29 protein-coding genes are annotated in these 25,709 nt (G+C 65.7%); 21 read left to right on the top strand and 8 right to left on the bottom strand.

The features are described from left to right. The first annotated feature begins 140 nt into the window (after window positions 1-140). The 8 genes from rplO to rplQ all read left to right on the top strand — a co-directional run bounded on the left by rplO (window position 141) and on the right by rplQ (window position 5,752). The gene (rplO, locus tag GTH22_RS14710) at window positions 141-614 is read left to right on the top strand and encodes a 50S ribosomal protein L15 (protein ID WP_252946270.1); all 474 of its coding nucleotides are present in this window, start codon (window positions 141-143) and stop codon (window positions 612-614) included. A 109-nt stretch (window positions 615-723) separates the two neighbouring features. Beyond that, window positions 724-2,103: a preprotein translocase subunit SecY gene (gene secY / locus GTH22_RS14705; RefSeq protein WP_252946269.1), complete on the top strand. Its 1,380-nt coding sequence runs from the start codon at window positions 724-726 to the stop codon at window positions 2,101-2,103. Then, window positions 2,100-2,681, top strand: coding sequence for an adenylate kinase (locus GTH22_RS14700; RefSeq protein WP_252946268.1), 582 nt, complete (start codon window positions 2,100-2,102; stop codon window positions 2,679-2,681). The genes secY and GTH22_RS14700 overlap by 4 nt, the downstream gene beginning before the upstream one ends. After that, window positions 2,678-2,956 carry a hypothetical protein gene (locus tag GTH22_RS14695; protein WP_252946267.1) on the top strand — a complete coding sequence of 93 codons (279 nt, stop codon included), beginning with the start codon at window positions 2,678-2,680 and terminating at the stop codon, window positions 2,954-2,956. Before GTH22_RS14700 ends, GTH22_RS14695 begins: the two co-directional genes overlap by 4 nt. Before the next feature lie 287 nt (window positions 2,957-3,243). Next, entirely contained in the window at window positions 3,244-3,612 is a 369-nt protein-coding gene (gene rpsM / locus GTH22_RS14690; protein WP_252946266.1) for a 30S ribosomal protein S13, read from the top strand. A gap of 15 nt (window positions 3,613-3,627) precedes the next feature. Next, window positions 3,628-4,017 carry a 30S ribosomal protein S11 gene (gene rpsK, locus GTH22_RS14685; RefSeq protein ID WP_252946265.1) on the top strand — a complete coding sequence of 130 codons (390 nt, stop codon included), beginning with the start codon at window positions 3,628-3,630 and terminating at the stop codon, window positions 4,015-4,017. A 109-nt stretch (window positions 4,018-4,126) separates the two neighbouring features. After that, window positions 4,127-5,143, top strand: coding sequence for a DNA-directed RNA polymerase subunit alpha (locus GTH22_RS14680; protein WP_252946264.1), 1,017 nt, complete (start codon window positions 4,127-4,129; stop codon window positions 5,141-5,143). Between the two features lie 186 nt (window positions 5,144-5,329). Then, window positions 5,330-5,752 (top strand): 50S ribosomal protein L17, encoded by a 423-nt coding sequence (rplQ, locus tag GTH22_RS14675; protein ID WP_252946263.1) that lies wholly within the window; start codon window positions 5,330-5,332, stop codon window positions 5,750-5,752. A gap of 126 nt (window positions 5,753-5,878) precedes the next feature. Here the strand turns inward: rplQ and GTH22_RS14670 are convergent, their stop codons facing one another. Then, complete coding sequence (locus GTH22_RS14670) at window positions 5,879-6,049, bottom strand: hypothetical protein (protein ID WP_252946262.1); 171 nt, start codon at window positions 6,047-6,049, stop codon at window positions 5,879-5,881. Between the two features lie 79 nt (window positions 6,050-6,128). Between GTH22_RS14670 and GTH22_RS14665 the strand changes: the two genes are divergently transcribed. The 13 genes from GTH22_RS14665 (at window position 6,129) to GTH22_RS14605 (ending at window position 18,605) form a co-directional block, all read left to right on the top strand. Then, on the top strand, window positions 6,129-6,740 hold the full coding sequence (locus tag GTH22_RS14665; RefSeq protein WP_252946261.1) for an autoinducer binding domain-containing protein: 612 nt from the start codon (window positions 6,129-6,131) through the stop codon (window positions 6,738-6,740). Between the two features lie 68 nt (window positions 6,741-6,808). After that, on the top strand, window positions 6,809-7,396 hold the full coding sequence (locus tag GTH22_RS14660; RefSeq protein ID WP_252946260.1) for an acyl-homoserine-lactone synthase: 588 nt from the start codon (window positions 6,809-6,811) through the stop codon (window positions 7,394-7,396). A gap of 84 nt (window positions 7,397-7,480) precedes the next feature. Further along, entirely contained in the window at window positions 7,481-8,803 is a 1,323-nt protein-coding gene (locus GTH22_RS14655; protein WP_252946259.1) for a replication-associated recombination protein A, read from the top strand. Between the two features lie 120 nt (window positions 8,804-8,923). Then, the gene (gene crcB, locus GTH22_RS14650; protein WP_252946258.1) at window positions 8,924-9,301 is read left to right on the top strand and encodes a fluoride efflux transporter CrcB; all 378 of its coding nucleotides are present in this window, start codon (window positions 8,924-8,926) and stop codon (window positions 9,299-9,301) included. Continuing rightward, a complete protein-coding gene (locus tag GTH22_RS14645; protein WP_252946257.1) occupies window positions 9,298-10,335 on the top strand; it encodes an RluA family pseudouridine synthase in 1,038 nt (345 codons plus the stop codon). The genes crcB and GTH22_RS14645 overlap by 4 nt, the downstream gene beginning before the upstream one ends. Next, window positions 10,332-11,003, top strand: coding sequence for an HAD-IA family hydrolase (locus tag GTH22_RS14640; protein ID WP_252946256.1), 672 nt, complete (start codon window positions 10,332-10,334; stop codon window positions 11,001-11,003). Before GTH22_RS14645 ends, GTH22_RS14640 begins: the two co-directional genes overlap by 4 nt. 3 nt (window positions 11,004-11,006) lie before the next feature. Further along, window positions 11,007-11,723, top strand: coding sequence for an ATP12 family chaperone protein (locus GTH22_RS14635; RefSeq protein ID WP_252946255.1), 717 nt, complete (start codon window positions 11,007-11,009; stop codon window positions 11,721-11,723). A 248-nt stretch (window positions 11,724-11,971) separates the two neighbouring features. Continuing rightward, window positions 11,972-12,991 (top strand): amino acid ABC transporter substrate-binding protein, encoded by a 1,020-nt coding sequence (locus GTH22_RS14630; protein ID WP_252946254.1) that lies wholly within the window; start codon window positions 11,972-11,974, stop codon window positions 12,989-12,991. 145 nt (window positions 12,992-13,136) lie between these two features. After that, the gene (locus tag GTH22_RS14625; protein WP_252946253.1) at window positions 13,137-14,405 is read left to right on the top strand and encodes an amino acid ABC transporter permease; all 1,269 of its coding nucleotides are present in this window, start codon (window positions 13,137-13,139) and stop codon (window positions 14,403-14,405) included. A 1-nt stretch (window position 14,406) separates the two neighbouring features. Then, complete coding sequence (locus tag GTH22_RS14620; RefSeq protein WP_252946252.1) at window positions 14,407-15,735, top strand: amino acid ABC transporter permease; 1,329 nt, start codon at window positions 14,407-14,409, stop codon at window positions 15,733-15,735. A gap of 12 nt (window positions 15,736-15,747) precedes the next feature. After that, window positions 15,748-16,539: an amino acid ABC transporter ATP-binding protein gene (locus tag GTH22_RS14615; protein WP_305884664.1), complete on the top strand. Its 792-nt coding sequence runs from the start codon at window positions 15,748-15,750 to the stop codon at window positions 16,537-16,539. Window positions 16,540-16,544: 5 nt separating this feature from the next. After that, window positions 16,545-17,387: a glycosyltransferase family 25 protein gene (locus GTH22_RS14610; protein WP_256471591.1), complete on the top strand. Its 843-nt coding sequence runs from the start codon at window positions 16,545-16,547 to the stop codon at window positions 17,385-17,387. 72 nt (window positions 17,388-17,459) lie between these two features. Next, complete coding sequence (locus GTH22_RS14605) at window positions 17,460-18,605, top strand: sialidase family protein (RefSeq protein ID WP_252946250.1); 1,146 nt, start codon at window positions 17,460-17,462, stop codon at window positions 18,603-18,605. A gap of 30 nt (window positions 18,606-18,635) precedes the next feature. On the opposite strand, the gene GTH22_RS14600 is transcribed toward GTH22_RS14605, so the two are convergent. The 7 genes from GTH22_RS14600 to GTH22_RS14570 all read right to left on the bottom strand — a co-directional run bounded on the left by GTH22_RS14600 (window position 18,636) and on the right by GTH22_RS14570 (window position 25,668). Next, on the bottom strand, window positions 18,636-19,130 hold the full coding sequence (locus GTH22_RS14600; RefSeq protein ID WP_252946249.1) for a histidine phosphatase family protein: 495 nt from the start codon (window positions 19,128-19,130) through the stop codon (window positions 18,636-18,638). 11 nt (window positions 19,131-19,141) lie between these two features. Further along, on the bottom strand, window positions 19,142-19,777 hold the full coding sequence (locus GTH22_RS14595; RefSeq protein WP_252946248.1) for a ferredoxin: 636 nt from the start codon (window positions 19,775-19,777) through the stop codon (window positions 19,142-19,144). Then, a complete protein-coding gene (gene argB, locus GTH22_RS14590; protein ID WP_252946247.1) occupies window positions 19,774-20,646 on the bottom strand; it encodes an acetylglutamate kinase in 873 nt (290 codons plus the stop codon). The genes GTH22_RS14595 and argB overlap by 4 nt, the downstream gene beginning before the upstream one ends. A 132-nt stretch (window positions 20,647-20,778) precedes the next feature. Continuing rightward, complete coding sequence (gene yihA, locus GTH22_RS14585) at window positions 20,779-21,444, bottom strand: ribosome biogenesis GTP-binding protein YihA/YsxC (RefSeq protein ID WP_252946246.1); 666 nt, start codon at window positions 21,442-21,444, stop codon at window positions 20,779-20,781. Next, entirely contained in the window at window positions 21,441-22,187 is a 747-nt protein-coding gene (locus GTH22_RS22280) for an MOSC domain-containing protein (protein WP_252946245.1), read from the bottom strand. Before GTH22_RS22280 ends, yihA begins: the two co-directional genes overlap by 4 nt. Continuing rightward, window positions 22,184-24,019: a membrane protein insertase YidC gene (yidC, locus tag GTH22_RS14575; protein WP_252946244.1), complete on the bottom strand. Its 1,836-nt coding sequence runs from the start codon at window positions 24,017-24,019 to the stop codon at window positions 22,184-22,186. Before yidC ends, GTH22_RS22280 begins: the two co-directional genes overlap by 4 nt. Window positions 24,020-24,120: 101 nt before the next feature. Next, on the bottom strand, window positions 24,121-25,668 hold the full coding sequence (locus tag GTH22_RS14570; protein WP_371928359.1) for a putative bifunctional diguanylate cyclase/phosphodiesterase: 1,548 nt from the start codon (window positions 25,666-25,668) through the stop codon (window positions 24,121-24,123). Between the last annotated feature and the right edge of the window lie 41 nt (window positions 25,669-25,709).

The raw sequence follows: 25,709 nt of genomic DNA, 5'->3' as shown, positions 1-25,709 counted from the left end.
GGCAGGCAAAAGCGGGCCTTGATCGGTGCGCCCCAAGGCACTATACGCCCCCGGTGGCCCATGAGGGCCCGATTCACAAACCAAGAAAAGCCGCGTCCGCCCATCTCGCTTCGGGGGTGTGTCCGGCAAGGAGAAGCGACATGAAACTCAATGAACTCCGTCCCGCCGACGGCTCCACCCATTCCAAAAAGCGCGTGGGCCGTGGCCCCGGTTCCGGCAAGGGTAAAACCGCCGGCCGTGGTATCAAGGGCCAGAAGTCTCGCTCGGGTGTGGCCATCAATGGCTACGAGGGCGGCCAGATGCCGATCTACCAGCGTCTTCCCAAGCGCGGCTTCAACAAGCCGAACCGCAAGAAGTTCGCCGTGGTCAACCTCGGCCTGATCCAGAAATTCGTGGACGAAGGCAAGCTCGACGCCAAGGGCACCATCGACGAGGATGCGCTGATCGCGTCCGGTCTGGTGCGCCGCAAGCTCGATGGCGTGCGCGTTCTGGCCAAGGGTGATGTGACCGCCAAGCTGTCGCTCACCGTGACCGGCGCCTCCAAGTCGGCCATCGAGGCCGTCGAAAAAGCAGGCGGCTCGCTTTCGGTCACTTCCGCACAGGCTGCCGAGTAAACGGTTGCCCCGGGCGGTATGGCCTCCTACATGGCTAAATGACATACATGCGCCGCCGGTCCTGACAGGGCCCGGCGGCGCATCGGCATAACGAGAAGAGCACAACCCAATGGCATCAGCAGCAGAGCAAATGGCCGCCAACATGAGCTGGGGGGCCATCGGCAAGGCCCCGGAGCTGCGTGCGCGGATCTTCTTCACCATCGGTCTGCTGATCGTGTACAGGCTCGGCACCTACATCCCGGTGCCCGGCATCGACGGCAACGCGCTGCGGGCCTTCATGGAAAGCGCCAACGCCGGCCTCGGCGGTGTGCTCAACATGTTCACCGGCGGCGCCATCAGCCGGATGGGCATCTTTGCCCTCGGCATCATGCCCTACATCTCCGCCTCGATCATCGTGCAGCTCATGACGGCCATGGTGCCGGCGCTTGAACAGCTCAAGAAAGAGGGCGAGCAGGGCCGCAAGAAGATCAACCAGTACACCCGCTACGGCACCGTGCTTCTGGCGACCTTCCAGGCCTATGGCCTCGCCGTGTCGCTGCAGAACGGGTCGGCCGACGGGGTGCCCTTCGTCAACGATCCGGGCCTGTTCTTCATCGCCTCCTGCGTCATCACGCTGGTCGGCGGCACCATGTTCCTGATGTGGCTCGGCGAGCAGATCACCGCGCGTGGCATCGGCAACGGCATCTCGCTCATCATCTTCGTCGGCATCGTCGCCGAAATGCCCGCCGCGCTGGCGCAGTTCTTCGTGCAGGGCCAGACCGGGGCGATCTCGGGCGGGGTGGTGATTGGTGTGATCGTCATGATCGTCGCCGTGCTGACCTTCGTGGTCTTCATGGAGCGCAGCCTGCGCAAGATCCACATCCAGTACCCGCGCCGCCAGGTCGGCATGAAGGTCTATGACGGCGGTTCCAGCCACCTGCCGATCAAGGTGAACCCGGCCGGCGTGATCCCGGCGATCTTCGCCAGCTCGCTGCTGCTGCTGCCCACCACGATCAGCACCTTCTCCGGCTCCCAGACCGGCCCGGTGATGAGCACCATCCTCGCCTACTTCGGCCCCGGCCAGCCGCTCTACCTGCTGTTCTTCACCGCGATGATCGTGTTCTTCACCTACTTCTACACCCACAACGTGTCGTTCAAGACCGACGATGTGGCCGACAACCTGAAGAACCAGAACGGCTTCGTGCCCGGCATCCGCCCGGGCAAGCGGACGGCGGAATACTTCGACTACGTGGTCAACCGCATCCTGGTGCTCGGCTCGGCCTACCTTGCGCTGGTCTGCCTGCTGCCCGAAATCGTGCGCGGCGGCCTCGGCATCACCGCCTATTTCGGCGGCACCTCGATCCTGATCATCGTGTCGGTCGGAATGGACACCATCCAGCAGGTCCAGTCGCACCTTCTGGCACACCAGTACGAAAATCTCATTGAGCGTTCGCAGCTACGCGGTAAAAAGCGTGGAAATCGAAGCCGGAGGGGGGCAGCTCGCAAATGAACATCATACTTCTCGGACCGCCAGGCGCGGGTAAGGGCACACAGGCCAAGATTCTCGTCGAGAGCGAGGGCATGGTGCAGCTTTCCACGGGCGACATGCTCCGTGCTGCCCGGACATCGGGCACCGAAATGGGCAAGCGCGTGGCCGAGGTGATGGACCGCGGTGACCTCGTCACCGATGAGATCGTGATCGGCCTGATCCGCGAGCAACTCGAAGCAGACCCGACCCGCGGCTATATCTTCGACGGTTTCCCGCGCACCCTGAAGCAGGCCGACGCGCTGGGCGAACTGCTCGCCGAGATGGGCCAGAAGCTCGACATGGCGCTCGAGCTGCGGGTGAACGACGAGGCGCTCGTCGAGCGCATCCTCAACCGCGCCAGGGAAGCGGTCGCCGCCGGCGGCGAAGCCCGCGCCGACGACAACGAGGAAAGCCTGAAGACCCGCCTGCTCGCCTACTACAAGATGACCTCGCCGCTGGTGGGCTACTACTACGCCAAGGAACTCTACGCCCGCACCGACGGCCTCGCGCCGATCGAAGAGGTGTCGAAGGGCGTGCGCGAGAAGCTCGGGCTGGCGTGACCGACTGGGGCGATTTGGCCGAACGCGCCGCCGAGGAGGCGGGCTGTTTCGGCCGGTGCCCCGATCACCCCGACCAGCGGCTTACGCTCTGGGTGCCCGACGAGGTGGCAGCGGAGCGGGAGCAAAGAGCCTGGGTTGCATTTGCCTCTGCGGTGCAAGCCTCCGGCTTCGACGGCAACCCGGACTCCTTGCAGGGCGATCTCATTTTCGTGCTGCAATCCGTGGATGAGGCCTGCCCGATCTGCGGCGCTGCGGCCCAGCCTTCCTGTGCCTGAAGCGCGTTCTGAGCAGGCGGCACGAAGAAGCCGAAACAACAGGCTTCCAGCCGCGCCGGATTTGCGGCATCCTGCCATGCAAACGGCCCTGAGACACGTCGGGATTGACAAATCCTGAACGTGCCCTTGACGCGCCGCTCAATTCCCCTTACTTGGGCGCTTCTCATCCGGGAATCGCCTTTTGCGACTCGGGCTGAGAATGCATCGGCCCGGGGGCAAAACCCTTCGGGCCTCTGTTGTGAAAAAAGGTTCTGGCAGCACGGAACCGCAACCGAAGGAAGACCATTTTGGCCCGTATCGCTGGGGTGAACATCCCGACCGCAAAGCGCGTTCCGATCGCGCTCACCTATATCCACGGCATCGGCGACGACAGCGCCCGCAAGATCTGCGAAGCCGTCGGCATCGACCTGACCCGCCGCGTCAACGAACTCTCCGACGCCGAAGTGCTCGCCGTCCGTGAGCACATCGACGCCAACTACACCGTCGAGGGCGACCTGCGCCGCGACGTGCAGATGAACATCAAGCGCCTGATGGACCTGGGCTGCTACCGTGGCCTGCGCCACCGTCGCAACCTGCCGGTTCGCGGCCAGCGCACCCACACCAACGCTCGCACCCGCAAAGGCCCCGCAAAGGCCATTGCCGGCAAGAAGAAATAAGGGAGGGCTGACAACATGGCACGCGACACCAAGCGCACCAAGAAGAAGGTCTCCAAGAACATCGCCGCCGGCGTTGCTCACGTGAACTCTTCGTTCAACAACACCAAGATCCTGATCTCCGACGTGCAGGGCAATGCGATCGCATGGTCGTCCGCCGGCACGATGGGCTTCAAGGGCTCCCGGAAGTCCACACCCTACGCCGCCCAGATGGCTGCAGAGGATGCGGGCAAGAAAGCACAGGACCACGGCGTGAAAACGCTCGAAGTCGAAGTGCAGGGCCCTGGCTCGGGCCGCGAGTCGGCGCTGCGTGCGCTGGCCGCCGTGGGTTTCAACATCACCTCGATCCGTGATGTGACCCCGATCGCCCACAACGGCTGCCGCCCTCCGAAGCGTCGCCGGGTCTGATCTGCAATTATTGTCCGGAGGGCCGCCCAGCCCTCCGGTCCGTCATTTTATCCTCGGGCGTTTGCAGGCATGGACATGGGCTGCGAACAGGTATGGAGGCGACATACACATGATCCACAAAAACTGGCAGGAACTGATCAAACCGACGCAGCTTGACGTGAAGCCGGGCAATGACCCGGCGCGTCAGGCGACCGTTGTTGCGGAGCCGCTGGAGCGGGGCTTTGGCCTCACCCTCGGCAACGCGCTGCGCCGGGTGCTTCTCAGCTCTCTGCAGGGCGCGGCCATCACCAGCGTCCAGATTGACAACGTGCTGCACGAGTTCTCCTCGATCGCAGGCGTCCGCGAAGACGTGACCGACGTGGTGCTCAACCTCAAGGGCGTGGCCATCCGCATGGATGTCGACGGTCCCAAGCGCGTTTCGATCTCGGCCAAGGGCCCGGGCGTCGTCACCGCGGGTGACATCTCGGAAAGCGCCGGCATCGAGGTGCTGAACAAGGATCACGTGATCTGCCACCTCGACGAGGGCGCCGATCTCTACGTCGAGCTGACGGTCAACACCGGCAAGGGCTACGTGGCGGCCGACAAGAACCGCCCCGAAGATGCCCCCATCGGCCTGATCCCGATCGACGCGATCTACTCGCCGGTCAAGAAGGTCTCCTACGACGTGCAGCCGACCCGCGAGGGCCAGGTGCTCGACTACGACAAGCTGACCCTCAAGCTCGAAACCGACGGTTCGGTCACGCCGGATGATGCCGTGGCCTATGCCGCCCGCATCCTGCAGGACCAGCTCTCGATCTTCGTGAACTTCGACGAGCCGGAGTCGGCCACCCGTCAGGACGAGGACGACGGCCTCGAGTTCAACCCGCTTCTGCTGAAGAAGGTGGACGAGCTGGAACTGTCGGTGCGTTCGGCCAACTGCCTGAAGAACGACAACATCGTCTACATCGGCGACCTGATCCAGAAGACCGAAGCCGAGATGCTCCGCACCCCGAACTTCGGCCGCAAGTCGCTGAACGAGATCAAGGAAGTGCTTTCGGGCATGGGCCTGCACCTCGGCATGGATGTCGAAGAGTGGCCGCCGGAGAACATCGAAGACCTGGCCAAGAAGTTCGAGGATCAATTCTAGGATTGATCCTCGATCCCGGACCTGATCCGGGATCTCTTCGATCCGGGCGCAACCTCGGGCCGAAGACCAAGACCCGGGAGGTCCCTGCTTTCGCGGGGATTACCCTCCCCAAGGAGAGCCGTCGCTACGCACGCCGGCCAGACAAAGCAAAACCGCCCGTAGAGGGCACCTTTTAGGAGAAGAAACATGCGTCACGCCCGCGGATACCGCCGCCTGAATCGCACCCATGAGCACCGCAAGGCGCTCTTTGCCAACATGGCCGGCTCGCTGATCGAGCATGAGCAGATCAAGACGACCCTGCCCAAGGCCAAGGAACTCAAGCGCATCATGGAGAAGCTCATCACCCTCGGCAAACGCCAGGGCGATCTGCATGCCCGCCGTCAGGCCGCTTCGCGCCTGAAGCAGGATGCCTACGTCGCCAAGCTGTTCGAAGTGCTCGGCCCGCGCTACGCCGAGCGCAACGGTGGCTACACCCGCGTGCTGAAAGCCGGCTTCCGCTACGGTGACATGGCCCCCATGGCCATCATCGAGCTGGTCGACCGCGACCCCGCCGCCAAGGGTGCCGCCGACAAGGCCCGCCTCGAGGCCGAGGAAGCCGCTGCCGAGTAAGGCGCTCGCCGCTTGGCACGCCACCGGAAACAGAAAAGGCCCGCATGGATGTCATGCGGGCCTTTTTCTTTGTGTCGCGCCGTTACGGGCGCGGTAGAGCCGGATTCTCCGAGCCCCGGCTTCGCCTCAGGCGGCGCGGCCCAATCCGGGTGTTTCCCCTCCAGCCAGTCTCTGGATGAGGGAGAGAATCTCCCCGTCTGCCACCGGGGTGGACCCGACGAATTCCAGCAGATCGGCCCGAAGCGTTACCGGCAGCCGCATCAGCTGCGCAAAGGTTTCCGGCTTCATTTGTTGCACGAATATACACTCCAGTCGGTGTGTTTGGTGGCGCTCAATTTAAGGTTGACTGGGTTTCTGGCAACTTGTCTAAAAAGACATGTCTGAAAAACAAAGGATAGACAGGGAGCTCGCGGCCCTCGGCAAGCTGGCCCCGGCGGGATTTCACGCCGGGTTGCACATCCGTTTTGCCTCACCGCTGGTGACCTTTCAAACCTACAATCAGGCATGGACGGATCATTACACAGCGCAGGCCTATGCCATGCGCGACCCGATGATCGCCTGGGGGTTTTCCACAGAAGGGGAAACGCGGTGGAGCGAATTGGAACTGCCGGACCCGTTCGGCATTCTCGATGAAGCCGCGGAGTTTGGCCTGAAGTATGGGGTGCAGGTGTCTTGTGGTCCCATCTCTTCACGCACGATTGCAGGGGCAGCGCGAGCAGACCGCGAATTTGAAGCAGATGAGATCGCCGCGATTGGCGATATCATCCGCAGGCTGCACGACCTGACAGAGCCTCCGGAGAGTCTGACCCAGGCACAGATAGATGCTCTGCGCCTGATTGCAGCAGGGGATCGTCACACTGCTGCAGCTGCCAAACTCAAGATTTCCGAAAGCGCACTCAAGGCGCGCCTCACCGCCGCACGGGAAAGGCTCCGAGCCCGAACCACGGCCGAGGCGCTCCAGCGGGCCAAGGAATACAGACTGCTCTAGCGTGCCGATCTCTCCTGCTTGGCGCAGGGCTTGCTTTACCAACCACCCAAGCAAGCAGGAGAAATGCGATGCAAACCACCACCCTCTCTTTCGCCAACCTTCACAACCACGGCGAGCTTTTTGCCAACCTCTTTCGCGCCCGGCGACAGAGCTTCATCGTCCAGAACAACTGGGATCTGCCCGAGGCCATGGGCATGGAGTACGACCAGTACGACACCCCGGCCTCGCGCTGGGTTGCGGTGCATGATGGCGACGAGATCCTCGCCGGTATCCGACTCACCCCCACCACGGCACGCTGCGGCATCTACAGCTACATGATCCGCGATGCGCAAAGGCATCTGCTCGATACCATCCCGGCCGATCTGCTCGATTACGAGGCGCCGATTGCCGACAACATCTGGGAATCGAGCCGCGTCTTCGTGAGCCACACCACCCCGATGAACGTGCGTCGCCGGGTCCATGCCTACCTGATCATGGAAATGACCCGCGCCGCGCGCGAACTTGGGGCCGCCGAGGTGCTTGGCCTGATTCCCGCCAACTGGCCCCGCTGGGCCGGGCGCTGCGGGCTCAAGGCCAAGGCCGCCGGGCGCGTGATGGACTTTGACGGGCATCTCAACCAGGTCGTCTCGATCGACCTGCGCGACAACATGCACTGATGTGCCCGGCCCGGGGCGGCGCAGCGCCATGCTGCCCCGGGCGAAACGCTTCCCCTTGGCCCGCCGAGGCCCTACATCTGCCCCATGGCCGATCTCTTCGATACCTCAGCCGAAACCTCCGCCGCCGCCGCCGCGAGCGCCCCGCGCCCGCTGGCCGACCGCCTGCGCCCGGCGCGGCTCGACGAGGTGATCGGGCAGGAGCACCTGCTCGCGCCTGACGCGCCGCTCGGCGCCATGCTCGCCTCCGGCAGCCTGTCGTCGCTCATTCTCTGGGGCCCGCCCGGCGTGGGCAAAACCACCATCGCCCGCCTGCTGGCCCATGAGACCGATCTCGCCTTCGTCCAGATCTCCGCCATCTTCACCGGCGTCCCCGAGCTGCGAAGGGTCTTCGAGGCCGCCAAGCATCGGCGCTCCAACGGGCAGGGCACGCTGCTCTTCGTCGACGAGATCCACCGCTTCAACAAGGCCCAGCAGGACGGCTTCCTGCCCCACATGGAAGACGGCACCATCGTGCTGGTCGGCGCCACCACCGAAAACCCCAGCTTCGAGCTGAACGCCGCTATCCTCTCCCGCGCGCAGGTGCTGGTGCTGAAGCGGCTCGACGGCAAGGCGCTCGAAAAGCTCCTGCTGCGCGCCGAAAAGGAGGTGGGCCACGCCCTGCCGCTGACCGGCGAGGCGCGCGAGAGCCTGCTCGGCATGGCCGATGGCGACGGGCGGGCGCTGCTCAACCTCGTGGAGCAGGTGGCAGGCTGGAAGGCCGACACCAAGCTCGACCCCAAGGCGCTCGCCGCCCGCCTGCAGCGCCGCGCCGCGCAATACGACAAGTCGGGCGACGGCCATTACAACCTCATCTCCGCCCTCCACAAATCGGTGCGCGGCTCCGACCCCGACGCCGCGCTCTACTGGTTCGCCCGAATGCTGGAAGGCGGCGAAGACCCGCGCTTTCTGGCCCGCCGCATCACCCGCATGGCGGTGGAAGACATCGGCCTTGCCGACCCCTCGGCGCAGACCCACTGCCTTCACGCCTGGGAAGTTTACGAGCGCCTCGGCTCGCCGGAGGGCGAGCTGGCGCTGGCCCAGGCGCTCACCTACATCGCGCTCGCGCCCAAATCCAACGCGGTCTACGTCGCCTACAAGGCCGCCCGCGCGTCAGCCAAGCAGACCGGCTCCGAGCCCCCGCCCAAGCACATCCTCAACGCGCCCACCAAGCTGATGAGCGAGCAGGGCTATGGCGACGGCTACCAGTATGACCATGACGCCGAAGACGGCTTTTCGGGGCAGAACTACTTCCCCGACACCATGAAACGCCCGGTCTGGTATCAGCCGGTCGAGCGCGGCTTCGAGCGTGAGCTGAAGAAACGGGTCGACTGGTTCGCCTCGCTCCGGGCAAAGCGGAACAAGGGGTAGCGGGTGTCACCCTCGGGCCTGACCCGAGGGTCTCTCGCCCCCCGAGATCCTCGGGTCAGGCCCGAGGATGACACCCCGTCCCGCTTGACTCTCCCCCGCCCCCGGCGCAACACGCCGCCCATGATTTCAACACTTGCACAGGTCGCCCTCGGCGGCGCGCTCGGCGCTTCGGCCCGCTACCTCACCGGGGTTGCGGCCATCCGACTGATGGGCCCCGGCTTTCCCTGGGGCACGCTCACGGTCAATGTGGTCGGCTCGCTCCTCATGGGGCTTTTCGCCGCCCTCGTCGGGCTCCGGGGCGGCCATGCCTTCTCGCCGCTGGTGATGACCGGGCTGCTCGGCGGCTTCACCACCTTCTCGGCCTTCTCGCTCGATGCGGTCACGCTGTTCGAGCGCGGACAGGTCGGCACGGCGGCGCTTTACGTGGTGGTCTCCGTCACCTTCTCGATCCTCGCCCTCTTCGTCGGGCTGGCCCTTGGCCGGGGAGTGTTCGCATGAGCCGGGTGCAGAGCCTTCCCGTGGGCCCCGATGACGCCGGCCAGCGGCTCGACCGCTGGTTCCGCCGGATCTTTCCGCACGTGCCGCAGGGCCGCATCGAGAAGATGTGCCGCAAGGGCGAGATCCGGGTGGACGGGGGGCGGGTGAAGGCCTCGACCCGTCTGGAGGAAGGGCAGGAGGTGCGCATTCCGCCGCTGCCCGAGGGCGCCGCGCCGACGCCCGCCAAGGTCACGCGCATCGTCGATGCCGACGCGCAGATGATCCGCGACGCGGTGATCTGGAAGGACGATCACATCATCGCCCTCAACAAGCCTCCCGGACTGCCCACACAGGGCGGCTCCGGGCAGACCAAGCATGTCGACGGGCTGGCCGAGGCGCTGCAATTCGATGCCGAGGACAAGCCCCGCCTCGTCCACCGGCTCGACAAGGACACCTCCGGCGTTCTGCTGCTGGCCCGCTCCCGCCGCATCGCCGCCGACCTCACCGCCGCGATCCGCCACAAGGAAACCCGCAAGATCTACTGGGCCGTCGTCGCCGGGGTGCCCCACCCCTACAACGGCGAAATCAAATACGGTCTGGTGAAGGCCCCGGGCGGCCGTGGCGCGGGCGAAAAGATGCTCTGCGTGCATCCCCGCGAGGTGGAGGCCACCGAGGGTGCCAAGCGCGCTCACACGCTCTATTCCGCACTCTACCGCGTGGCGGGGCGCGCCACCTGGGTCGCGCTGGAGCCGATCACGGGGCGCACCCACCAGCTGCGCGCCCATATGGCCGAGATCGGTCATCCGGTTGCGGGCGACGGCAAATATGGCGGCTCCGCGCAGGAGAACATGGGCGATGGCTGGGGTGCCAAACTGGGCGGCATCATCTCGGGCAAGCTGCACCTGCACGCCCGCTCGATGACCTTCCTGCACCCGGTCACCCGCAAGCCGGTCACCGTGACCGCGCCCCTGCCGGAGCACATGAAAGACACCTTCAACACCTTCGGTTGGACGGAAGACCTCGCCGAAGATGACCCCTTCGAGGACTATCATTGACCGACCTGCGCTGCATCATCTTCGATGTCGACGGCACGCTGATCGACAGCCAGAATGATATCGCCGCCGCCATGACCGCAGGCTTCGCCGCCGTGGGCCGCGCCGCGCCGGCGCGCGCCGAGGTGCTCTCGATCGTCGGCCTCTCGCTCGACATCGGCATCGCCCGCCTGTGCCCCGATGCGGCCGGGTCCGAGCTTGACCAGATGGTGGCCGCCTACAAGGACAGCTTCGTCGAGATCCGCAAGACCTCCGACGGCGCCACCTTCTACCCCGGCATGCGCGAGCTGCTCGACACCCTGTCGCAAACGCCCGAGAACCTGCTCTGCGTGGCCACCGGCAAGTCGCGGCGCGGGCTCGATGCGCTGTTCAAGTCCGCCGGGCTCGCGGGGCTCTTCACCTCCGAGCAGGTCTCCGACCACCACCCCTCCAAGCCGCACCCGGCGATGCTGGAGGCGGTGCTGCGCGACACCGGCTGCGAGGCCGGGCAGGCGGTGATGATCGGCGACACCAGCTTTGACATCGAAATGGCCTGCAACGCCGGCCTCACCGGCATCGGCGTGAGTTGGGGCTATCACCCGGTGGAGGCACTGCACGCGGCAGGGGCGGCCGAGGTGGTGACCTCGGCAGCCGCGCTGCCCGATGCGATCTTCCGGGCAACAGGAGGCTGACGCATGGCCGAATGGGCAGCAAAGCGATTCTGGAAGGCGGCAGAGGCCGTGCCCGAGGGCGAGGGTTTTGCCGTGCATCTCGACGGCCGCCCGGTGAAGACCCCGGCCAAGGCGGCGCTCACCCTGCCCAGCGAGGCGCTGGCCCGGGCGGTGGCCGATGAATGGGCCGCGCAGGGCGAAAAGATCGACCCCTCGACCATGCCCTTCACCCGCTCGGCCAATTCCGCGCTCGACCGGGTTGCCCCGCAGCATGCCGAGGTCGCCGAGATCGTGGCCGCCTATGGCGAGAGTGACCTGATCTGCTACCGCGCCGACAGCCCCCGCGCCCTCTCCCGGCTTCAGGCCGAGGCCTGGGACCCGCTGATCGACTGGGCCCGCGACGTGCTCGAGGCGCCGCTCATCGTGACCACCGGGGTCATGCACGTGCCCCAGCCCGCCACCACGGTCGAGTCGCTGCGGGCGCTGGTGCACCGGCTGGACCCCTTTGCCCTGACCGCGCTGCACGACCTCACCTCCCTCTCCGGCTCGCTCGTCATGGGGCTGGCCGCGCTCGACGGCCACGCATCGCCCGAAACGCTCTGGACCCTGAGCCGGGTGGACGAGGACTGGCAGATCTCGCAGTGGGGCGAAGACGAAGAGGCCAGCGAACTGGCCGCCCGCAAACGCGCCGACTTCCTCCATGCGGCGGCGCTTTATCGGCTCTCCCGGGCGACTCGCTGATTCTTTCCACACGCTTCGAGCGGTGCCTCATCGTGAGCCTTTGCCCAAAATCCGGGCAAAAATCTCCCTAACGCCAAGGAACCGCGCTACCCTGCCCTTGACGTCCCGTGGCGAATTCGGCCAACTTGACCCACTTCTGCGGCGCTCCGAGGCTTCGGGCATCGCACTAACGCAATCGGCACACCCTGCCGGTATCCATTCCGGAAAGCCGTATCAAAACGGCACCGGACGATCAGGAAGAGGTAAACATGAAAACATCCCTATTTCTCGGCGCACTGACCGTCGCTGGCCTTGCCGCCACCGCCGGTGCTGCGGCGACGCTTGACGACGTGAAAGCGCGCGGCAAGCTGAACTGCGGCGTCGCAACCGGCGTGCCCGGCTTTGCTGCGCCCAACGCTTCGGGCGAGTGGGAAGGTTTCGACGTGGCCGTGTGCCGTGCCGTTGCTGCTGCCGTTCTCGGTGACGCAACTGCCGTCGAATTCGTCCCCACCACCGGCAAGACCCGCTTCACCGCTCTCGCCTCCGGCGAGATCGACATGCTGGCCCGGAACACCACCTGGACCTTCTCGCGCGACGTGGACCTCAAGTTCACCTTCGTCGGCGTGAACTACTACGACGGCCAAGGCTTCATGGTGCCCAAGGCGCTGGGCGTGAGCTCGGCCAAGGAGCTTGATGGCGCCACCGTCTGCATCCAGACCGGCACCACCACCGAGCTGAACCTCGCGGACTTCTTCCGCGTGAACAACATCAGCTACGAGCCGGTGCCGATCGAAACCAACGCCGAAGCCCAGCAGCAGTACCTCGCTGGCGCCTGCGACGTGTACACCACCGACGCCTCCGGCCTCGCCGCCACGCGCTCCACCTTCGAGAACGCCGCAGATCACGTGATCCTGCCGGAAATCATCTCGAAAGAGCCGCTCGGCCCGCTGGTGCGCCACGGTGACGACGAGTGGGGCGATATCGTCCGCTGGTCGCTCAACGCGATGGTTGCCGCCGAAGAGTACGGCGTGACCTCGGCCAACGTCGGCGAGATGTCGATGGAAGCCGGTGACAACCCCGAAGTGAACCGTCTGCTCGGCACCGAGGGCAACCTCGGCGAGATGCTCGGCCTCGAGGCCGGCTGGGCCAAAGCGATCATCGAAAGCGTCGGCAACTACGGCGAAGTCTTCGAAAGCAACATCGGCGCAGCCACGCCGATCGGCCTGAGCCGCGGGCTCAACGCCCAGTGGACCGACGGCGGCCTGCTCTACTCGCCGCCCTTCCGCTAAGACATTTGCAAGGGGCGCGACCGCAAGGCCGCGCCCCTTCGCATCGGGGACAATGAAAACTCATAAAAGCTATACCCAAAGGCTCGCGGGCATCTGCCTGCAGACGGAGAAGGTGTAGCTGCACATAGCTCGGGGGAGCGCCACAATGGCAACTGTCACGGAGCCGCCGAAGGCCGACTTCAGGCTTTCCATGCTCATATACGACACCCGCTACCGGTCGATGACGATTCAGGTGGTGGCTCTGATCGGATTTCTTCTTCTCATCGGGTTCCTTGTCAGCAACACGGCGCAGAACCTTGCGACCAGCGGCAAGACGGTGAGCTTCGGCTTTCTTGGCGAGCCCGCGGGCTACGACATCAACCAGACACTGCTGGAGTACTCCAACCAGGATTCGCACCTGCGCGCCGCCTTCATCGGCCTGCTGAACACCCTGCTTGTCGCAGTGCTCGGCTGTATCACCGCCACGGTGATCGGGGTGATCGTCGGTGTGCTGCGGCTTTCGCCCAACTGGCTCATCGGCCGCCTGATGACGATCTACGTCGAGATGTTCCGCAACGTGCCGGTGCTGCTCTGGATCGTCTTCGCCATGGCAATCCTGATCGAGACCCTCCCCGCGCCAAGCGCCTTCCGGGGCGATGACCCGGAAGCGACGATGAAGGTCTTCGACACCGTCGCCATCACCAACCGGGGCGTCTACCTGCCCGAGCCGCTGTTTTCGCGCACGCTGGGCGACATCCACTTCTTCGGCACCAGCTCGATGAACTTCTCGGTGAGCATCGACCTGCTCCTGATCGTCGCGGTGCTGATCGCGGGCATCGTCGGGGCGGGCATCATCAAGCGCCGCGCCGATGTGACCCAGGAGGCAACCGGGGTCCGGCCGACCACGTGGTATCTGCGGATCGGCGTTATCGTGGTGCCGCTGATCGTGGTGCTCGTGGCGCTGGGCTTCCACCTTGGCTACCCCGAGCTGAAGGGCTTCAACTTCCAGGGCGGCACCTACCTGCGGAACTCGCTCATCGCCCTCTGGCTGGCGCTTTCGCTCTACACGGCGGCCTTCATCGCCGAGAACGTGCGCGCAGGCATCCTCGCCATCTCCTCCGGCCAGACCGAGGCCGCCGGGGCGCTCGGGCTGCGGCCCAAGCGGATCATGAGCCTCGTGGTCCTGCCCCAGGCGCTGCGGGTCATCATCCCGCCGCTGATCTCGCAGTACCTCAACCTGACCAAGAACAGCTCTCTGGCCATCGCCGTGGGCTACATGGACCTGACCGGCACGTTGATGGGCATCACCCTCAACCAGACCGGCAAGGAGCTGGAAACGCTCCTGCTGGGCATGCTGATCTACCTAATCATCTCGCTTGCGATTTCCAGCCTGATGAACTGGTACAACAACCGCGTCAAACTGGTGGAGAGGTAAGATGAGCAATCTGCACGCCGATACCGTCGCCTTCGTCCGCGAAACGATGCTCCCCCAGAAGGAGCCGCCGCTTTCGACCGTGGGCATCATGGGCTGGGGCAAGAAAAACCTCTTCACCGGTCCGTTCAACACCATCGTCACCATCGTCTGTTCGCTCTTCGTGGCCTACGTGTTGTGGATGCTGATCCCGTGGTTCTTTTCGCCCACGTGGTCGGCCACCTCACTCAGCGAATGCCGCGAGATTCTCCTTGCCGCCGGCAAGGTGGGCGAGCACGGCACCTCCGGCGCCTGCTGGGGCGTGATCCGCGAACGCTGGGTGCAACTGCTGTTCGGGTTCTATCCCGCAGAGCTCTACTGGCGCCCGATCCTGGCCTTCCTGCTGCTCTTCGTGGCGCTTGCCCCGGTGCTGTTCGCCGACAAGGTGCCCACCAAGCTGCTCTGGTTCTCCGCGGTCTACCCCTTCCTCTTCCCCTGGCTTCTCTGGGGCGGAACGATCTGGGCTCCGATCTGCGCGGCGCTGGGCTTCGTAGTGCTCTGGGCGGTGGTCAAATTCGCCGCCCCGGTCATCGGCCAGCTCGCTGCGCTGATCGCCGCTGTGGTCGCTGCGGCGCTCTGGTGGCTGGTGATCTCCGGCTACGTGCAGGATGCGCTGGCCTCGATCATGCCGCTGGCACTCGAGAGCGTCGCCTCGCGGGACTTCGGCGGTATGCTGCTGTCGATCACCATCGGCGTCGTCGCCATCGCCTGTTCGCTGCCGCTGGGCATCATCCTGGCGCTGGGCCGGCAGTCCGACCTGCTGATCGTCAAATCGCTCTGCGTGGGCTTCATCGAGTTCATCCGCGGCGTGCCGCTGATCACGCTGCTCTTCGTGGCCTCGACCCTGCTGAACATCTTCCTGCCGCCGGGCACCAACTTCGACATCATCCTGCGGGTCATCATCATGGCCACGCTGTTCTCGGCCGCCTACATGGCCGAGGTGATCCGGGGTGGCCTCGCGGCGCTGCCGAAGGGCCAGTACGAGGGGGCCGACTCGCTGGGCCTCGACTACTGGCAGGCGCAACGCCTCATCATCATGCCCCAGGCACTGAAGATCTCGATCCCGGGCATCGTGTCCACCTTCATCGGGCTGTTCAAGGACACCACGCTGGTCTCGGTCATCGGCCTTCTCGACCCGCTCGGCCTGTCCAACTCGATCCGCGCCGACCAGGCCTGGAACGGCATCGTGTGGGAACTCTACATGTTCATCGCCGCGCTGTTCTTCCTCTTCTGCTTCGGCATGTCCCGCTATTCCATGTATCTGGAGCGCAAGCTTCAGACTGGCCACCGCTAAGGAGACCGCACAATGTCTGACCTTGCTACAAACCGCACGATCGACCGATCCAAGATGGAGGTGAGCGACGAGGTCGCCATTGAAATCAACAACATGAACAAGTGGTACGGCACCTTCCACGTGCTGCGCGACATCGACCTGACGGTCTATCGCGGAGAGCGGATCGTGATCGCCGGGCCTTCGGGCTCGGGCAAATCCACCCTCATCCGCTGCATCAACCGGCTGGAGGAGCATCAGGAAGGGCAGATCATCGTCGACGGGACCGAGTTGACCTCGGACCTCAAGAACATCGACAAGATCCGCTCCGAGGTCGGCATGTGCTTCCAGCACTTCAACCTCTTCCCGCACCTGACCATCCTCGAAAACTGCACGCTGGCCCCCATCTGGGTCCGCAAGGTGCCGAAGAAGGAAGCCGAAGCCACGGCGATGCACTTCCTCGAAAAGGTGAAGATCCCCGAGCAGGCCGACAAGTATCCCGGCCAGCTTTCGGGCGGCCAGCAGCAGCGCGTGGCCATCGCCCGCTCGCTCTGCATGAAGCCCCGGATCATGCTGTTTGATGAACCCACCTCCGCACTCGACCCCGAGATGATCAAGGAGGTGCTCGACACCATGATCGAGCTGGCCGAAGAGGGCATGACCATGCTCTGCGTGACCCACGAAATGGGCTTCGCCCGCCAGGTCGCCAACCGCGTCATCTTCATGGACGCCGGCCAGATCGTGGAGCAGAACGAGCCCGAAGAGTTCTTCAACAATCCCAAGAGCGAGCGCACCAAGCTGTTCCTCAGCCAGATCCTCGGACACTGAGGGCGATGCAGGATTGGAAGGAGGGGCAGAAGTGCCCCTCCTTTGTCATTTCACGAAACGCTCAGACCACGCGTTTCCGCCACATGGCCTCGAGCCTCGCAGCGCTCGGGCGCGAGGCCCGCTTGGTTCCGGCCTTCTACCTGTCCCCCGAAGAAGCCGACCAAGCGCACCTCGGAATCAGTTTCTCTGGCAGCCCTCTGCCCATCGGCGCCCGCGGTTGCTTTCTGGCCCATGCCCGGGCCTGGACAATGCTCGTCGAGAGCGGCGCACCGCGCGGTTTCATCTACGAGGACGATGCGATCTTTGCCGCCGATGCCGCCACGCCGCTGGAGGCGATGGAGTCGGCGCAGGGCTTCGACATCATCCGCTTCGAAGCGACCCGCCTGCGGTCGATCCAGTCCCGGCGCGGCCGGCCCCTCGCTTCCGGATACGACCTGCACCGCTACCATGATGCCTCGATCGGAGCGGCTGCCTATCTCCTGACCCGCAGTGCCGCCGAGCGGCTCATTGCCCTCGCCCGACAGGCCGAGACGCTGGAGGCGCTCGATCTCTGGCTCTTCTACCGCTGCCACATGCCAGACCCGACCCTGCGCATCGCCACGCTCAATCCCTGCCCGGTGATCCAGTACGACCAGCTCCGCCAACGCCGCAAGGTGCCACCAGCATGGCAGAACCACATGGCCTTCTCGTTCCTCGGGTCCACAATGCCCCCTTGTTCCGAGGTCAAAACGCCCGCGAACGCGCTGGACAACCTGCGCCGGGAGGTCGCCAACCTCCTCACCGGGCGCTGCTGGCAGCATCTGGATCTGCCTGACTGCGGGCCCCTGTCTCCCTCAGCCGATATTTAGGCGCATATCAACTTAACTTGGCGAAATGGCCGCCCGGTGTTACGCTTCTCCCGAACAGGGGAGGGCGATTCCATGGTCAAGATTCTGCTGGGCACCACCAAGGGGGCCTTCATCCTCGACGGCGGCGCAGGCCGCTCGGGCTGGGCCGTCAGCGGGCCGCATTGCGACGGCTGGTGCATCAACCACGCGATCGGTGATCCCGAGACGGGCACCATCTGGGCCGGGGGTGGGGGTGCCTTCACCGGTGCGGGCGTCTGGCGCTCGCAGGATGGCGGCGCGAGCTGGACCCTCTCCCGCCTGACCCGCGGCGACATGGACGACTGGGCCGAGAACGACCCCGACACCGCCGCCTTCTTCGGCATCACCGGCGCGCCGCTGCCTTTCGACAAGGACTTCCAGCAGATCTGGAGCCTCAACCACGCCCACGGCACGCTTCATGCCGGCACCAAACCGGCGCAGCTTTTGGCCAGCACCGATGGCGGCGCGACCTTTAACAAGGTCGAGGGGCTTACCGACCATCCCTCCGCCGAAAGCTGGCAGGGCGGTGCCGCGGGGCTGGTGCTGCACACCATCGTCACCCATCCGGGCGATCCACAGAAGGCCTGGGTCGGCATCTCCGCCGCCGGGGTCTTCGCCACCGAGGACGGCGGCGCCTCTTGGGAGCGTCGCAACCGCCTCTCCAACGTCGAGGCCTGCGAGGGCCACAGCCACCCGGCCGCCCCGGCCAATGGCGAAACCGGCCATTGCGTCCACAACATGATGCGCGCCCCGGGCGGCGGCGACCTGCTCTACCAGCAGAACCACCACGGCGTCTGGCGCTCCCCCGACGGCGGGCGCTCGTGGGAAGACATCACCCCGGGCCTCCCCTCCACCTTCGGCTTCCCGATCCGTGTGCATCCGCGCGACCCGCATACCCTCTGGACCCTGCCGCTCAACGGCGACAGCCAGGGCCGCTTTCCGCCCGATGCCGCCTGCGCCGTCTGGCGCTCGCGCGATGGCGGCGAGAGCTGGCAGGCGATGCGCGAGGGGCTGCCGCAGCAGAACGTGTTCTTCACCGTGCTCCGGCAGGCCATGGCGGGCGATGCGCAAGATCCGGCCGGCGTCTACTTCGGCACCAACTCCGGCTCGGTCTTCGCCAGTACCGACGAGGGCAACACATGGGCCGAGATCGCCCGCCACCTGCCCACGATCCTTTCGGTCGAGACGCTGGAGGCCTGAGCCGAGACGGCCCCGGCGCAGCACCGCGCCTCAGGCGTGCGGGCTGGCGTTCTCGATGTCATGGGGGGTGAGAAAATGCAGCACCCGGCCCCTGCGCGGGGCAAGGTCGGCCCAATCGTCGATGTCGAACTCGGCCACGGTGAGGGCGCAGGTGGGGTAGTCGCCAAAGCGGCTGTGCACCGGCGCATTGCGCACCATCATCGCCGCCAGCGCGCCCATGCCGGGGTTGTGGCCCACCATCATCACCCGTTCGCCCTGCGCCTTCTGCAGCGCCGTCAGCATCCTGTCGGGTCCGGCGTGGTAGAGCCCGGGAGAAAACTTCACCTCCGCCTCCAGCGTCAGCCGCTCCCATGTCTCCACGGTGCGGGCGGCGGCAGAACAGAGCACGAGGTCGGGCGCCAGATCCTTGCTGCGGATCCAGTCGCCCATGGATGTCGCGCCGCGCTGGCCGCGCTCGTTCAGGGGGCGGTCGAAATCATCGGCCAGGGGGTCGTCCCAGCTGGATTTGGCGTGGCGGAGAAGCATGAGCTGACGCATCAATTCGTCCCGGGTTTGTGAAAATGTGCCATGTGAAATGCCGATTGCGCCTCTACCCTAGGAAAGCTGGCGGAGACAGGGCAAGCCCTTCTGACCTTGCAGCCCCGGCTCAGGCAATCGGCCCCGGCGGGGGTATCGAGATAGGCGTGGCAGGCACCGGTGTCGTAGCCCTCGGGGCCGAGCGCCCCCACCGGGCAGGCCCCGAGGCAGGGCGCGGCGCAGGCCTCGCAGGGGCGCGGGGCCTCGGCTGCGGGCAGGTCGAGCCGCGCCTCGAAGGCAAGCGCGCCGCGAAAGCTGGCCCAGAGCCCGGCCCGGTCATGGACCAGCAGCCGCACCGGGCTTTCCCAGCAGCGCCCCGTCGCCTGCGCCCAGCTCTGAAACGGATGCCACGGCGGCCCGTCGAAGGGAAACACCGCCTCCGCCCCAAGCGTCTCGGCCATGGCGCCGATCACCCGGCGCGACCAACGGTCCAGCGGGTCGTCTCCATGGCCGAACTCCGGCGCGGCGCTCACGTGCTCCCAGACCCCGGCCCCGGGGCCGAGCATCAGCAGCGTGCCGCCCGCCTCGGGGTGGAAGCCGCCGTAGATGTCCAGGTGGTGCTCCGCCGCCAGCCGCGCCGTGTCTTGATAGCTCACTTCACCTCGCTGCGGATCAGCGAACCGGCGCCATGGTCGGTGAACAGCTCCAGCAGCGCGGCATTGGGGGCACGGCCATCGAGGATTACCACGGCCCGAACCCCGCCCTTGATCGCGTCCAGCGCGGTCTGGGTCTTGGGGATCATGCCACCGGCAATCACGCCCTCTTCGGTCAGTGTCTTCACGTTCTCCGGGGTGAGCTGGGTCATCACCTCGCCCTCGGCGTTCTTCACCCCGCTCACATCGGTGAGCAGCAGCAGCCGGTCAGCCTTGAGCGCCCCGGCAATGGCCCCGGCGGCGGTGTCGCCGTTGATGTTGAAGGTCTCGCCATCGCGGCCTGCGCCAAGCGGGGCGACTACGGGAATGTAGCCATCCTCGTGCAACTGACGGATCACATCGGGCACCACCTCAACCGGCGTGCCGACCAGCCCGAGCGCCGGGTCTGTCGGATCGCAAACCATCATGTTCGCATCCTTGCCCGAAAGCCCCACGGCCCGGCCGCCCTGCGCGTTGATCGCCTGCACGATCCGCTTGTTGACCGTACCCGAGAGCACCATTTCCACCACTTCCATCGTGGCCTCGTCGGTCACGCGCTTGCCCTTGATGAACTGGCTCTCCACGCCAAGGCGCTTGAGCATGTCGTTGATCATCGGCCCGCCGCCATGGACGATCACCGGGTGCACGCCGACGAGGTTCATCAGCACCACGTCGCGGGCAAAGCTGGCCATGCCCTCGTCGGAGCCCATGGCGTGGCCGCCGAGCTTGATGACCACCGTCGCGCCGACATAGCGCTTGAGGTAGGGCAGGGCTTCGGAAAGGGTGCGGGCGGTGGCGATCCAGTCGCGGTTCATGGCGTTCTGCTTCTTCATCTCTGGCGGCCTCGAAGGGTTTCCCCTTCCTATTCCGCCCCGACGGGCGTGCCAAGCCTCGGAGTCGGAGTGGGGGCGCTGCCCCCACACCCCCGGAGATATTTGCAGCAAGAAAATGAACAGGCGCGGCGCCTAACCTTCCAGCGTGATCCGGCGGACGATGGCGCGTAGGGTCGCGATGCCATCGCCCTTTTCGGAGCTGGTCAGCACGATCTCGGGAAAGGCGGCGGGGTGCTTTTGCAGCGCCGCGCGGGTCTGGGACAGCACCTTCTCGCGGTCCTTCTCCTTCACCTTGTCGGATTTGGTCATGACGACCTGAAAGGTGACGGCGGCGCTGTCGAGCAGGCTCATGATCTCGTCATCCACCGCCTTCACGCCATGGCGGCAGTCGATGAGCACGAAGGCGCGGCGCAGGGTCACGCGGCCCTGAAGGTAGCTCTTGAGCAGGCGCTGCCATTTTTCGACCACCGGGATGGGGGCCTTGGCAAAGCCGTAGCCGGGCAGGTCGACAAGAAAGGCCTGCTCTGCGAGGTCGAAGTAGTTGATCTCCTGCGTCCGGCCCGGTGTGTTGGAGGCGCGGGCGAGGGCGCGGCGGCCGGTGAGGGCGTTGATGAGGCTGGATTTGCCCACGTTGGAGCGCCCGGCAAAGCACACCTCGGGGCGGTCTGCGGGGGGCAGGCCGTCCATCGCGACCACGCCTTTGACAAAGGTGATCTCGCCGGCAAACAGCTTGCGCGCCGCCTCTTCGGTGGGGGCATCCGGCATTTCGGCCAGCGGGAAGGGCAGGGGCGCGCTCATGGCCGCACCTCCGCGCCCTCGGCGATACGTCCGCCCTTCACCACCTCGCAGCGGATCGAAAAATCCTTGTGCCCGAAGTGGCTTGCCAGCGTTTTCACCGTCGGCACATCGCGCGCGCCGGTCTCGGGGTTGGTCATGGTCATCGGGCAGCGTTGGGTGCGCTCGACGCCGCGCAGCACCGCGTCGCCGACGCTGAATTCGCGCCCGACCCAGTCGAACTCTTCCCAGGCCTCCAGCCCCTCGACCCAGAGGTTGCCGCGCCAGCGCAGCGGGGTGATCTCTTGGCCCAGCGCCTCTTCCACCGCGCGGTGGCTGGCCATGGAAAACAGGGTGACGGAGGCGAAGTCGCTGTCGGTAAAGCCGCGCCCCGGGAGCGACACCAGCCGCGCCGGCCGGGGCAGGCCCTCGGGGGCAAGCGGCTGGGTCCATTCCACGAAGCGGGCCGCATCGGCCGCGTCATCGGGATTGAAGCGCAGCTCGCCCAGCTCGGGGTGGGTGGCTGCAATCTCTGGCCCCGCCTCGTCAAGCTCCACGTTAAAGGGGCAGAGCCGGGGGCGGTGGGTGGTGATGGCAAAGTTGCTGCACCGCTCCCAGTCGCCCTCGAAGGCGCTGTCTTCATGCGCCACCGCCCAGCGGCGGTCGAAGGGCATCGACTCGCCCGACGTCAGCGTCACCTCGTCCACGCGCTCGCGCCCGTGGCTCTTGATCGGGTGTCGCCAAATCTGGGCGAGCGTTGCGCTCACTTCTTGCCGCCCGGCTTGCTGCCCGAGTTCGCCGCCTCGGGCTTGGCCTTCTTCTTGAAGCTCTTCTTGATGTTGCCGAACACGTCGGGCTTGTGCCCGTGGGTCCGCATGATCGTGTACTGCTGGATGAAGGTGATCGTGTTGTTCGCGATCCAGTAGACCACGAGGCCGGAGGCGAAGCCGCCGAGCATGAACATGAACACCCAGGGCATCCAGGCAAAGATCATTTGCTGGGTCGGGTCGGTGGGGGCCGGGTTCAGCTTTTGCTGCAGCCACATCGAGATGCCGAGGAGCAGCGGCAGGATGCCGATGAAGACCAGCGCCAGGATCGAGCCGGGCTCGGGGTTGGCCCAGGGCAGCAGGCCGTAGAGGTTGTAGAGCGAGGTCGGATCAGGCTGCGAGAGGTCGCGGAACGGGCCGAAGAACGACGCCTGCCGCAATTCGAGCGTGACGAAGATCACCTTGTAGAGGCTGAAGAAGATCGGGATCTGAAGCAGGATCGGCAGGCAGCCCGAAGCCGGGTTCACCTTTTCCTTCTTGTAGAGCTGCATCATCTCCTTCTGCAGCTTCTGGCGGTCGTCGCCGGCCTTTTCCTTGAGCTTCTCCATCTCGGGCTGAAGCTCCTTCATCTTGGCCATCGAGACGTAGCTCTTGTAGGCCAGCGGGAAGAGGATCGCCTTGATCAGGAAGGTCAGCGCGATGATCGCGATGCCCATGTTGCCGATCAGCCCGTAGAGCCAGTGCAGCGCGCGGAAGATCGGCTTGGTCAGCATCCAGAACCAGCCCCAATCGACCGTGTTGACGAAATCGACGAAGCCGAGATCGTCCTGGTAGTGCTTGATGACTTCCCATTCCTTCGCGCCGGCAAAGAGATGCGAGCGGGCGGTGACGGTGGCGCCGGGGGCGATGTCCTGGGTCGGCTGCTTGGTCAGCGTCTGGTAGATGTCGCCGCGCGGCATGTAGTTGACCGAAAGCGTGGCCGGCTGGCCCGGTTCGGGGATCAGGTTGGTCATCCAGTAGTGGTCGGTAAAGCCGATCCAGCCATCGGTGATGTCGGCGAAGGTTTCGCCCTGGGCTGTGAAGTCGGTGACGTTGTCGTAATCCTCGATCACCAGCTCGCCGTCGTGCTGGCCGATCACGCCTTCATGGATGACGAAGAAGTTGGTCAGCTCGGGCAGGCCGTGGCGGTTGATGAGGGCATAGGGCTGGGCGCGCATCGCCTGCTCTGTCGGGTTCTCGACCGATTGCTCGACGCTGACCAGAAACTCCTCGTCCACGTTCATCACCCGGCGGAAGATCAGGCCCGAGGGGCTGTCCCAGCGCAGGGTCACGGGGGTGGTAGGCGTCAGGGTTTCGCCCTCTTCCACGGTCCATTCGGTGTTGTCGCCGGGCACGTCGGTGGCGGTGAGGCCCGCGCCGGGGGCCCAGCCGTAGAGCGCGTAGTAGGGGTTGGTCTCGCCCACCGGGGAGAGCAGGCGCACGATCTCCTCGCTGTCGACATCCACCGTGTAGCGCTTGAGGCTCAGGTCATCGACGCGGCCGCCGATCAGGTTGATCGAGCCGGCGAGGTTGGGGGTGTCGATGGTCAGGCGCGGGGCGTCGGCCACGGCCTCGGGCGCATCGCTGTTGGTGCTCGCCGCGGGGGCAGAGCCATCGGCGGCGCCGGGGGCGGTGCTTCCGTCCGCGGTGGCCGGGGTGCCGTCGGCGGTCTGCTCGGCGGCGGGGGCGTCGGGCGTAACCTGCTCTTCGGGCGGGAAGATGATGAACCACGCAAGGATCACAAGGAAGCTCAGCGCCGTGGCGAGAATGAGGTTCTTGTTCTGGTCGTCCATGCAGGGGCACCGCTCGCTGTTTTAAGGTTGCGAGGGTTCAATCGCTCAAGGGCCGAAAGGTCAAGACGAAAGGGTGTAATTGTTACTGCAACGGGCCTGCGTCACTCCCGCGCAATGCCCTTGGGAATGGGGGTTTCGACGATCCGGGCATTGTGCTTCTCGATCCAGGCGATGGTATCCTCGAAGGCCATGGGGCGGGCCAGCCCGAAGCCCTGGATGTGGCCGCAGCCGAGTTGCGCCAGCATTGCATGTTCGCCAATGCTCTCAACGCCTTCGGCCAGGGTGTCGAGGTCGAGCTGCTCGGCCATGAGCAGGATTGCCGAGACCATCTTTTGCTGCTCGCGGTCCTCATGCACCCGCATAACGAAGCTGCGGTCGATCTTCAGCCGGTTCACCGCAAACCGGCGGATCGAGCTGATCGAGGCATGGCCGGTGCCGAAATCGTCAAGGTCCACAGGGCAGCCCATGGTGGCGAGGGCGGCAATGTTGCGGGTGATCGTGTCGTCGTCGGTGGTGGCGACCACCGTTTCGAGCACCTCTATCGTGAGCCGCTCGGGGGCAAGGTCAAAGCGGTCCAGCTCCCATTTCACGCGGTCCACCAGCTTGGGATTGCGCAGCTCGGCGGCGGCAAAGTTTACCCCGACCGTGGGCACGCTCACCCCGGCGCGGTCCCATGCCCGCAGGGCGGAGCAGGCGTGATGCAGCATCACCTCGCCCAGCCGCTCCATCAGCCCGGCCTGCTCGATGGCGGGCAGAAAATCTCCGGGCGCGATCATGCCGCGCTCGGGGTGGAGCCAGCGGGCGAGCGCCTCCATGCCGGTGATCTTGCCGGTGTCGGTCGAGACCTGCGGCTGGAACCAAGGCCTGATCTGCCCCTCGGAAAAGGCCGAGAGCAGGTCGTCCATCAGCGCGTTGCGCGACGAGATCTGCGCCCGCATCTCGCGCGAATAGGCTCGCGTGCCGCCCGGCCCGTTGGTGCGGGCCTCCTCGGCGGCAATCTCGGCGGCGCCAAGCAGCGCCTCGCCGGTGCGCCGGGGCGCGCGGGTGTTGAGACAGAAGCCGATCGACACGCTCACCCGCACCGAGGTTGCATCTATGCTCACGGGCTGGCCCGCGGTGCCCTGCAGCCGCTCGGCGATGTTGAGCGCCGCATCGAGGTCGACCCGGCGCACCGGATCGAGCGCCACGGCAAAGCGCGGGCCTTCGAGCCGGGCGGCAAAATCGGCCCCGCGCATCGCGCTCTCGATCCGCTCGCTGGTGCGGCGCAGCACGGTTTCGGCCCCGCTCTTGCCGATCCGCTCCACGATGGTTGTCCAGTCGTCGATCTCCAGCACGAAGCAGGCGGTGTTCCAGTTCTGCGCCTCCACCCGGGGGATCGCCTCGCTCAGCAGGTCGAGAAAATCCTCGCGCAGCAGCAGGTCGGTCGCCCCGTCGCGCCGGGTGGCGCCATGGCCGCTGTCGAACAGCCCGCCCATGACGGCCAGCACCGGAAACAGCAGCGCGGCGATCAGAATCACCCCCTCGCCGCCAAACCAGTAGCCGGCCAGCAGGAGCGCCGGCAGGAATGTGATGATCTGCGGTCGGAAAAACCCCTGCCGCAGCGCCCGCCGGAGTCTGAAATAGCTGGCCTTCAGCCCTTGCATCGCCATGCCCTTCTGCCCTTGCGGCCCGGTCGGAGCCGCTACAGGGG

The sequence above is a fragment of the Oceanicola sp. 502str15 genome (genome assembly GCF_024105635.1).
Taxonomy (GTDB): Bacteria; Pseudomonadota; Alphaproteobacteria; order Rhodobacterales; family Rhodobacteraceae; genus Vannielia.
Note: the sequence above shows the minus strand (reverse complement) of the source record. Positions and strands in the feature narration are given on the sequence as shown.

Excerpts from the sequence above, each read along its gene's own strand:
- argB (WP_252946247.1), bottom strand. The coding sequence starts at position 20,646 with ATGAAGAAGCAGAACGCCATGAACCGCGACTGGATCGCCACCGCCCGC.
- GTH22_RS14625 (WP_252946253.1), top strand. The coding sequence starts at position 13,137 with ATGGCAACTGTCACGGAGCCGCCGAAGGCCGACTTCAGGCTTTCCATG.
- GTH22_RS14630 (WP_252946254.1), top strand. The coding sequence starts at position 11,972 with ATGAAAACATCCCTATTTCTCGGCGCACTGACCGTCGCTGGCCTTGCC.
- GTH22_RS14605 (WP_252946250.1), top strand. The coding sequence starts at position 17,460 with ATGGTCAAGATTCTGCTGGGCACCACCAAGGGGGCCTTCATCCTCGAC.
- GTH22_RS14665 (WP_252946261.1), top strand. The coding sequence starts at position 6,129 with ATGTCTGAAAAACAAAGGATAGACAGGGAGCTCGCGGCCCTCGGCAAG.
- GTH22_RS14680 (WP_252946264.1), top strand. The coding sequence starts at position 4,127 with ATGATCCACAAAAACTGGCAGGAACTGATCAAACCGACGCAGCTTGAC.
- GTH22_RS14645 (WP_252946257.1), top strand. The coding sequence starts at position 9,298 with ATGAGCCGGGTGCAGAGCCTTCCCGTGGGCCCCGATGACGCCGGCCAG.
- GTH22_RS14610 (WP_256471591.1), top strand. The coding sequence starts at position 16,545 with ATGCAGGATTGGAAGGAGGGGCAGAAGTGCCCCTCCTTTGTCATTTCA.
- GTH22_RS14620 (WP_252946252.1), top strand. The coding sequence starts at position 14,407 with ATGAGCAATCTGCACGCCGATACCGTCGCCTTCGTCCGCGAAACGATG.
- GTH22_RS14655 (WP_252946259.1), top strand. The coding sequence starts at position 7,481 with ATGGCCGATCTCTTCGATACCTCAGCCGAAACCTCCGCCGCCGCCGCC.
- GTH22_RS14635 (WP_252946255.1), top strand. The coding sequence starts at position 11,007 with ATGGCCGAATGGGCAGCAAAGCGATTCTGGAAGGCGGCAGAGGCCGTG.
- rpsK (WP_252946265.1), top strand. The coding sequence starts at position 3,628 with ATGGCACGCGACACCAAGCGCACCAAGAAGAAGGTCTCCAAGAACATC.
- yihA (WP_252946246.1), bottom strand. The coding sequence starts at position 21,444 with ATGAGCGCGCCCCTGCCCTTCCCGCTGGCCGAAATGCCGGATGCCCCC.
- rplO (WP_252946270.1), top strand. The coding sequence starts at position 141 with ATGAAACTCAATGAACTCCGTCCCGCCGACGGCTCCACCCATTCCAAA.
- GTH22_RS14615 (WP_305884664.1), top strand. The coding sequence starts at position 15,748 with ATGTCTGACCTTGCTACAAACCGCACGATCGACCGATCCAAGATGGAG.
- GTH22_RS14660 (WP_252946260.1), top strand. The coding sequence starts at position 6,809 with ATGCAAACCACCACCCTCTCTTTCGCCAACCTTCACAACCACGGCGAG.
- GTH22_RS14600 (WP_252946249.1), bottom strand. The coding sequence starts at position 19,130 with ATGCTTCTCCGCCACGCCAAATCCAGCTGGGACGACCCCCTGGCCGAT.
- crcB (WP_252946258.1), top strand. The coding sequence starts at position 8,924 with ATGATTTCAACACTTGCACAGGTCGCCCTCGGCGGCGCGCTCGGCGCT.
- GTH22_RS14700 (WP_252946268.1), top strand. The coding sequence starts at position 2,100 with ATGAACATCATACTTCTCGGACCGCCAGGCGCGGGTAAGGGCACACAG.
- yidC (WP_252946244.1), bottom strand. The coding sequence starts at position 24,019 with ATGGACGACCAGAACAAGAACCTCATTCTCGCCACGGCGCTGAGCTTC.
- GTH22_RS14570 (WP_371928359.1), bottom strand. The coding sequence starts at position 25,668 with ATGGCGATGCAAGGGCTGAAGGCCAGCTATTTCAGACTCCGGCGGGCG.
- rplQ (WP_252946263.1), top strand. The coding sequence starts at position 5,330 with ATGCGTCACGCCCGCGGATACCGCCGCCTGAATCGCACCCATGAGCAC.
- secY (WP_252946269.1), top strand. The coding sequence starts at position 724 with ATGGCATCAGCAGCAGAGCAAATGGCCGCCAACATGAGCTGGGGGGCC.